3 protein-coding genes are annotated in these 8401 nt (G+C 60.3%); all 3 read left to right on the top strand.

Annotated elements, in window-relative coordinates:
• The first annotated feature begins 107 nt into the window (after positions 1–107).
• A complete protein-coding gene (gene recC, locus PMI21_RS24640) occupies positions 108–3560 on the top strand; it encodes an exodeoxyribonuclease V subunit gamma (protein ID WP_007934263.1) in 3453 nt (1150 codons plus the stop codon).
• A complete protein-coding gene (gene recB, locus PMI21_RS24645; RefSeq protein ID WP_007934262.1) occupies positions 3557–7246 on the top strand; it encodes an exodeoxyribonuclease V subunit beta in 3690 nt (1229 codons plus the stop codon). The genes recC and recB overlap by 4 nt, the downstream gene beginning before the upstream one ends.
• Positions 7243–8401: exodeoxyribonuclease V subunit alpha (gene recD / locus PMI21_RS24650; RefSeq protein ID WP_007934261.1), on the top strand; the 1159-nt coding region annotated here is incomplete at its 3' end. The genes recB and recD, both read left to right, overlap by 4 nt.

The raw sequence follows: 8401 nt of genomic DNA, 5'->3' as shown, positions 1-8401 counted from the left end.
CCCGAAGGAAAGTTCGTACAGCATCATCGGAACGCTCCCGGCTGTCACGGTCTGCCGACAGTGCTAAGGTTCGGCCCTAGCTTTTGTATTTTCCCAAGGAAGCCTTTATGCCGGACGCTACGTCCCTCAGTGCTGGTTTTATGGTGGTTCACGGCAACCGCCTGGACGAGCTGCGAAGCCTGGTGGTCAGCTGGATGCGGCGCTACCCGTTGGCTCCTTTGGAAAATGAAATCGCCCTGGTACAGAGCAACGGCATCGCCCAATGGCTGAAGCTGGCACTGGCCGAAGACCCTGAAGATGACGACATGGGCGGCTGCGGAATTGCCGCTGCCATCGATGTGCAGTTACCAGGCAGCTTCATGTGGCAGCTCTATCGCATGGTGTTGGGACGTGACGAAATCCCGGCCAAATCCCTGCTCGATAAAGCCCCGCTGACCTGGCGCCTGATGCGTCTGCTACCACAGTTGATCAACCAACCGCACTTCGAACCCCTGCAGCGCTTCCTTACGAATGACACCGACTTACGCAAACGCTATCAATTGGCGGAGCGTCTGGCCGATCTATTCGACCAATATCAGGTGTACAGGGCGGACTGGCTCGAAGACTGGGCAGAAGGCCGTCACCAATTACGAAATGGCAGAGGCGAAGCCAAAGCGCTGGCCCCGGCCAACTGCTGGCAAGCAGAGCTGTGGCGTGCGCTGTTGCTGGATGTCGGTGAACAAGGCATGGCGCAAAGCCGCGCGGGTGTCCACCAACGCTTTATCGAGCGTATCAATGGTCTCGACAGAGCGCCCGGTGGATTGCCTTCACGGGTGATTGTTTTCGGGATTTCTTCACTGCCAGCTCAAGCCCTGGAGGCACTTGCCGGGCTGGCTCGATTCAGTCAGGTCTTACTGTGCGTACACAACCCATGTCGCCACCATTGGGCGGACATCGTCGCCGATAAAGACCTGTTGCGGCATCAATACAAGCGCCAGGCTCGCAAGCGCGGCATGCCGGTTGTGCTTGATCCGCAAACGCTCCATCAGCATGCCCACCCGCTATTGGCGGCGTGGGGCAAGCAGGGGCGGGACTACATCAATCTGCTCGACAGTTACGACGATCCCAACAGCTATCGCTCGGCGTTTCGCGATGGGCGCATCGACCTTTTCAGCGATAACCAGCCACAGAGCATGCTCAATCAGTTGCAGGACGACATCCTGGAATTGCGCCCCCTGAACGAAACTCGCGAGAGTTGGCCTGCTGTCGATCTGACAAAGGACGAATCGATCCGTTTTCACATCACCCATAGCGCTCAACGCGAAGTGGAGATTCTCCACGATCAGCTGCTCGCACGATTCAGTGCTGATCCAGACCTCAGGCCTCGCGACGTGATCGTGATGGTTCCGGACATCGACAGTTATGCCCCCCACATCCGTGCTGTCTTTGGTCAGCTTGATCGCCACGACCCACGCTTCATTCCCTTCACGCTCGCGGATCAGGGCCAGCGCGGCAGGGATCCGCTACTGATCGCTGTCGAGCATCTGCTCAAGCTGCCCGACAGTCGCTTCCCTGTCAGCGAAATTCTCGATCTGCTGGACGTTCCGGCATTACGCGCTCGGTTTGGCGTAGAGGAACGTGACCTGCCGACCTTGCACCGCTGGATCGAAGGCGCAGGTATCCGTTGGGGGATGAATGCCGAGCAGCGTGCGGGCCTGGGCCTGCCAGAAGAACTGGAGCAAAACAGTTGGCGTTTCGGCTTGCGACGGATGTTGCTTGGTTATGCCGTGGGCAGCGCCAGTGCCTGCGAGGGTATTGAACCCTACGACGAGATCGGCGGTCTGGATGCTGCGCTGATAGGACCTTTGGTCGCACTGCTGGATGCACTGGAGATTGCCCATCAGGAACTCACCCAGCCTGCGCCCCCCAAACTCTGGGGCATCCGTTTGCAAGCACTGGTGCAGTTGTTTTTCCAGGCCAGTAATGAGCATGACGACTATTTGTTGGCCCAGCTCGAAGAGCTGCGTGAGACCTGGCTTGAGACTTGCGAGTCGGTAGGCTTGCAGGACGAGTTACCGCTGACCGTAGTCCGTGAGGCCTGGCTGGCTGGCCTCGACCAAGGTCGCTTGTCTCAGCGCTTTCTCGCCGGTGCCGTCAATTTCTGTACCTTGATGCCTATGCGAGCGATCCCGTTCAAACTGGTCTGCCTGCTGGGCATGAATGACGGCGATTACCCTCGCGCGCAGCCGCCGCTGGACTTCGACCTGATGGGCAGCGACTACCGGCCCGGCGATCGTTCCCGGCGCGAAGATGACCGCTATCTGTTGCTGGAAGCATTATTGTCGGCGCGGGACCAACTCTATATCAGCTGGGTCGGCCGCAGTATTCGGGACAACAGTGAGCGCCCTGCTTCGGTATTGATAGGACAGCTGCGTGACCATCTCGCCAGCGGTTGGCGATTGCACAATGACGATGATGATCTGCTTGAATCCATGACCCAGGAACATCCCCTGCAACCCTTCAGTGCACGCTACTTCCATGAAGGCGATGATTTGTTCAGCTACGCCAGCGAATGGCAGGTACTTCATCAGTCCAGCGGTATGACGCCTGCCATCGAGGTTCTTGAAGCCTACATTCAGGACGAGCCGCTGAGTCTGGGTCAATTGCAGGATTTTCTGCGCAATCCTGTACGGCATTTCTTCAGTCAGCGGCTCAAAGTGTTCTTCGAGGCTGCCGAAGCGCCTTTGGCGGATGAAGAGCCATTTGTACTCGATGCGCTGCAACGCTATAGCCTCAGCGACAGCTTGCTCGAAGCAGCGCTGGGGCAACTGGACCAAACCGATCAGGTACTGGAGGCGCAGGCGAAACGCCTGCAAAATAGCGGGCTCTTGCCCATGGCCGGATTTGGCGAATGTCTGCAACGAGAGTTGATCGAGCCGCTGCCGGATCTGTTGCAGCGCTATCAGCAGCTCCTGGCGTTATGGCCGACCCCGCTCACCAGCGCGTTGCCGGTGAGTCTGGAACTGCATGGGCTGCGCCTGGAGGGCTGGCTCAGTGCCCTGCATCAACGGGCGGACGGTGGTTTGCTGTCGGTCACCACGATTCCCAACAGCATCGGCTCGCTCAAGACCCGCAAATGGCATCGTCTGACGCGACCATGGATCAATCACCTGGTTGCCTGTGCCAGCGGGATGCCGATGACCACCGCGTTGGTGGCCAGCGACGACAGTCTGTTACTGGCTCCGTTGGCGAAGGATCAAGCACTTGATGCCCTGGGTAATCTGTTGCTGGCCTGGCAAACGGGCATGCGCCAGCCGCTGCCGATTGCCGTAAAAACAGCCTTCGCCTGGCTCGTTCAAACCGATCCGGTCAAAGCCGACGCCGCTGCCCGAAAGGCCTATGAAGGCGATGGCCAGACCACTGATGGCGAGCGCCGCGAAAGCCCGGCACTCGCTCGGCAATACGCCGACTACGATGTCCTGATTGCCGACGAGACCTTCCCCGATTGGTGCGACGCGTTGTATCGGCCGCTGCTTGAGGCTCCCTGGCGTTCATTGACGAGCGAGGAGGCGCGCCCATGACCACGAAAACACCGTTGGCCCTGGCATTCCCCCTGCGTGGCAGCCAACTGATCGAAGCCAGCGCCGGGACCGGCAAGACCTTCACTATTTCTGCGCTGTACTTGCGTCTGGTCCTTGGCCATGGCGACGAGTCGAGTGGTTTTGGCCGTGAATTGCTGCCGCCGCAAATCCTCGTGGTGACCTTCACCGATGCCGCGACCAAAGAACTGCGCGAACGTATTCGCACACGGCTGGCTGAGGCTGCGCGGTTTTTCCGTGATGAGACATCGGCGCCGGATGGCCTCATTGCCGAGTTGCGCGAGCAATACCTCCCCGAACAATGGCCTGGTTGTGCAAACCGCCTGGACATCGCCGCCCAGTGGATGGATGAAGCGGCGGTATCGACCATCCACAGTTGGTGCCAGCGCATGCTGCGCGAACATGCATTCGACAGTGGCAGCCTGTTCACCCAGACCCTGGAAACCGATCACAGTGATTTGCTCGGCGAAGTTCTGCGCGACTACTGGCGACTGTTCTGCTACCCGATGCAAGGCGATGCGCTGAACTGGGTTCGCGGCAACTGGGGTGGCCCGGCGGCGTTGTTGCCGCGAGTGCGTGGGTTGTTCGCCAGCGAGCGTGACAGCGTTGAAGGTAAAGAACCTGCCGAGTTGATTGCCGAGTGCCTGGAGGAACGACGGGCCGCTTTGCTCGAACTCAAGATGCCCTGGCGCCAATGGTCCGATGAGCTGCTTGCGATCTGTCATCAGGGCGTCGCGAGCAAAAGCGTCGATGGTCGCAAGATGCAGGCGCGCTACTTTGAACCCTGGTTCGAAAAGCTCCGGGCCTGGGCCGAAGACGAATCTCTGGAGCAACTGGACATTGGTACCGGCTTCACTCGCCTGACTCCCGATGGCATGGCTGAAGCCTGGAAAGGTGAAGCTCCCCGTCACCCCGGTCTCGATGCGATGCCCGGCCTCAAGGCCAGTCTCGATGGCTTGCCGACCCCCGATGCCGCCGTGCTGCAACATGCCGCCCACTGGGTCGGTGCCCGGTTCGAGGAAGAAAAGCGTCGCCGCGCGGAAATGGGCTTCGACGACATGCTGCTGCGCCTCGATGCGGCCTTGCAGTCCGATGGCGGTGAGCGTCTGGCGACCCTGGTCCGCGAGCAGTTCCCGGTTGCGCTGATCGACGAATTTCAGGACACCGACCCGGTGCAGTACCGAATCTTCGAAAGCATTTATCGCATCGAAGACAACAATCCTGAATCCGGCCTGTTCCTGATCGGCGACCCGAAGCAGGCGATCTATGCCTTCCGCGGTGCCGATATCTATACCTATCTGCGCGCCCGTCAGGCCACCACCGGCCGCCTGCATACCCTGGGTACAAATTTCCGTTCCAGTCATGGCATGGTCAACGCGGTGAACCATGTTTTCGAGCGTGCCGAATCTCGTGAGCAGGGGCGTGGCGCATTCCTGTTTCGTGAGAAGAATGGCGAGAACCCGGTACCGTTTCTGCCCGTCGAGTCTCAGGGGCGCAAAGAAGCCCTGCACATTGATGGTCAGGTTGTGCCTGCCCTGAACATCTGGCACTTGTCCGCAGATCAGCCACTGTCCGGCGTGGTGTATCGACAACAATTGGCCGCCGCCTGCGCCAGTGAAATCACTGCGCTGCTCAATGGCGGTCAGCAAGGGCGTGCGGGCTTCATCCAGGATGGTAAGGATTTCAGAGGCCTGCTGCCGGCGGATATCGCGATTCTGGTGCGCGACGGCAAAGAGGCCCAGGCCGTGCGCGGCGAACTTTCCGCCCGCGGTGTGCGCAGTGTTTACCTGTCAGACAAGGATTCAGTGTTCGCCGCGCAGGAGGCCCATGATCTGCTGATCTGGCTCAAGGCCTGTGCCGAGCCGGATGTCGAACGCCCCCTCCGTGCCGCGCTGGCCTGCATCACGCTGAACCTTTCTTTGGCTGAGCTGGAGCGGCTGAATCAGGACGAACTGGCCTGGGAGGCACGGGTCATGCAGTTCCGCGGTTATCGCGAGCTTTGGCGCAAGCAGGGCGTGCTGCCCATGTTGCGGCGATTGCTACATGACTTTCAGCTGCCCCAGGCGTTGATCGCGCGCAGCGATGGTGAACGCATATTGACCAACCTGTTGCACTTGTCCGAGTTGCTGCAGCAGGCCGCCGCCGAACTCGATGGCGAGCAAGCGCTGATCCGTCATTTGTCCGAGCATTTGGCATTGTCCGGTCAGGCCGGCGAAGAACAGATCCTGCGCCTGGAAAGTGATGAGCAACTGGTCAAGGTCGTGACCATCCACAAATCCAAAGGGCTTGAATATCCGTTGGTGTTTCTGCCGTTCATCTGCTCGGCAAAACCGGTGGATGGCAGCCGTCTGCCGCTGCATTACCACGATGCCGCGGGCAAGGCACAGGTGAGCTTGAAACCGACGGCCGAGTTGATCGCCCTGGCCGATGATGAACGTTTGGCCGAAGATCTTCGACTGCTCTATGTGGCCCTGACCCGGGCACAACATGCTTGCTGGCTCGGCGTGACGGACCTCAAGCGCGGCAATAACAACGGTTCGGTTCTGCACCTTTCAGCGTTGGGTTATCTGCTGGGCGGTAGTGCGCCATTGGCTGAGTCGGCAGGGTTGCGGCGTTGGCTGGAAGATCTGCAGCAGGACTGCCCAGCGCTGAACTACGGGGAAATGCCTGACGCGACCGCCGAGCATTACCATCCGCCGCGCAATGAAGCGACCTTGCTTGCCCCGCTGATACCCAGGCGCAAGGCCAGCGAAAATTGGTGGATCGCCTCTTACAGCGCCTTGCGCATTGGTGACAGTCTGAGCGTGGGCAGTGACGAAGCCCCGGAGAGTCCGCAAGCACAAAAGCTGTTTGATGACGAGCGCCTCGATCCCGAAGCGCCACGAGAAGTGGCCGCTGGCGGCGCTGATATCCATCGATTCCCTCGTGGTCCGAACCCCGGCACTTTTCTTCATGGATTGCTCGAATGGGCCGGTGACGAAGGTTTTGCCGCTGCACCGCAAACCGTGGAAGACGCCATCGCCCGTCGCTGCAACCGCCGTGGCTGGGAAGGCTGGATCACCACACTGAGCAGCTGGCTGCAGCACTTGCTCAAATCCCCGTTGCACATCGGTGGCGGACAGCCGTCAGTGGTGTTCGAGCAACTGACTCAATACCGGGTCGAGATGGAGTTCTGGTTCGCCAGTCATAAAGTCGATGTGCTCAAGCTCGATGAGCTGGTGCGTCAATACACCCATCACGGCGTGGCCCGGGTGGCCGCCGAACCGGTGCTGCTCAATGGCATGTTCAAAGGCTTCATCGACCTGACGTTCGAGCATGAAGGCCGCTACTACGTCGCGGACTACAAATCCAACTGGCTGGGCGTCGATGACACGGCCTATACCGAGCAGGCCATGGAACAGTCGATTCTCGACAACCGTTACGACCTGCAATACGTACTGTACCTGCTCGCCCTGCATCGTCAGCTCAAGGCTCGGCTGGTCGATTATGATTACGACCGACATGTCGGTGGGGCGCTGTATCTGTTTCTTCGCGGTACTCGCGCGGCCAGCCAGGGCGTGTATTTTGCCCGTCCGCCACGGGAACTGATCGAGCGCCTGGACCGGTTGTTCCAGGGCAAACCAGAGCCCAAGGCCGAACCCGCCTGGGAACAGGGAGTACTGCTATGAGTCGCACTTTCGCCGATTTGTTGCCCATGCCATTGGCGGCTGAAAGCCTGGCGGATCTGGCCCCGTTGAGTCGCGCTGATGATTTGTTGCTGCTGCTCACGCGCTGGGTCGAACGCGGCTGGCTGCGAGCGCTGGACAAGGCCTTCGTCGCGTTTCTCCACGAACTCGCTCCCGACGATGACCCACTGGTGCTGCTGGCCGCCGCGTTGATCAGTCACCAACTGGGCCACGGTCATGTCTGCCTGGATCTGTTCGAAACACTGAAAGAGCCTGACTTCGCCCTTTCGCTGCCGCCGGAAGGTGATGTGCAAAGCGGTGCGATGTTGTTGCCATCGCAATTGCTTGAGGCGCTGGACGGCGCCCATTGGTGCAAGGTGCTGGCGTCCAGCCGTCTGGTGGCTCTGGCCGTCGATGGGCGTGAGGCTGCGCAACACCGGCCGTTGGTGCTGTCGGGTAAACGCCTGTACCTGCGCCGCTACTGGGCTTACGAACGGCGCATCGACCACGCGCTGCGCCAGCGCCTGGCGGCACACGAAGCAACGCCGGGTGATTTGCCCCAACGCCTGACCGGTTTGTTCGGTCCAGCCACGCTTGATGACGTGATCGACTGGCAGAAGCTCGCGTGTGCCCTGGCTACCCGCAGTGCATTCAGCATCGTCACCGGCGGACCGGGAACCGGCAAGACTACTACGGTTGTACGCTTGCTCGCATTGCTCCAGGCACCCGCAGTGGAGGCCGGTAAACCGCTGCGCATTCGTCTCGCGGCACCCACCGGCAAGGCTGCCGCACGATTGACCGAGTCCATCAGCCAGCAGGTTCAAACCCTGAAAGTGGCTGAAACAGTGCGCGAGAAGATCCCGTCGGATGTGACCACCGTGCACCGTTTGCTCGGCAGTCGTCCCGGCACCCGGCATTTCCGTCACCACGCCGGTAATCGCTTGCCACTGGATGTATTGGTGGTGGACGAAGCTTCGATGATCGACCTGGAAATGATGGCCAACCTGCTCGACGCGTTGCCGGCTCACGCCCGTCTGGTGTTGCTCGGTGACAAGGATCAACTGGCGTCGGTAGAGGCCGGTGCCGTCCTGGGCGATCTGTGTCGCGATGCCGAAGCCGGTTGGTACAGCCCGCAGACCCGCCAGTGGCTGGGGGGGG

The sequence above is a fragment of the Pseudomonas sp. GM18 genome, assembly GCF_000282195.1.
GTDB lineage: Bacteria > Pseudomonadota > Gammaproteobacteria > Pseudomonadales > Pseudomonadaceae > Aquipseudomonas.
Note: the sequence above shows the minus strand (reverse complement) of the source record. Positions and strands in the feature narration are given on the sequence as shown.

Excerpts from the sequence above, each read along its gene's own strand:
- recB (WP_007934262.1), top strand. The coding sequence starts at position 3,557 with ATGACCACGAAAACACCGTTGGCCCTGGCATTCCCCCTGCGTGGCAGC.
- recC (WP_007934263.1), top strand. The coding sequence starts at position 108 with ATGCCGGACGCTACGTCCCTCAGTGCTGGTTTTATGGTGGTTCACGGC.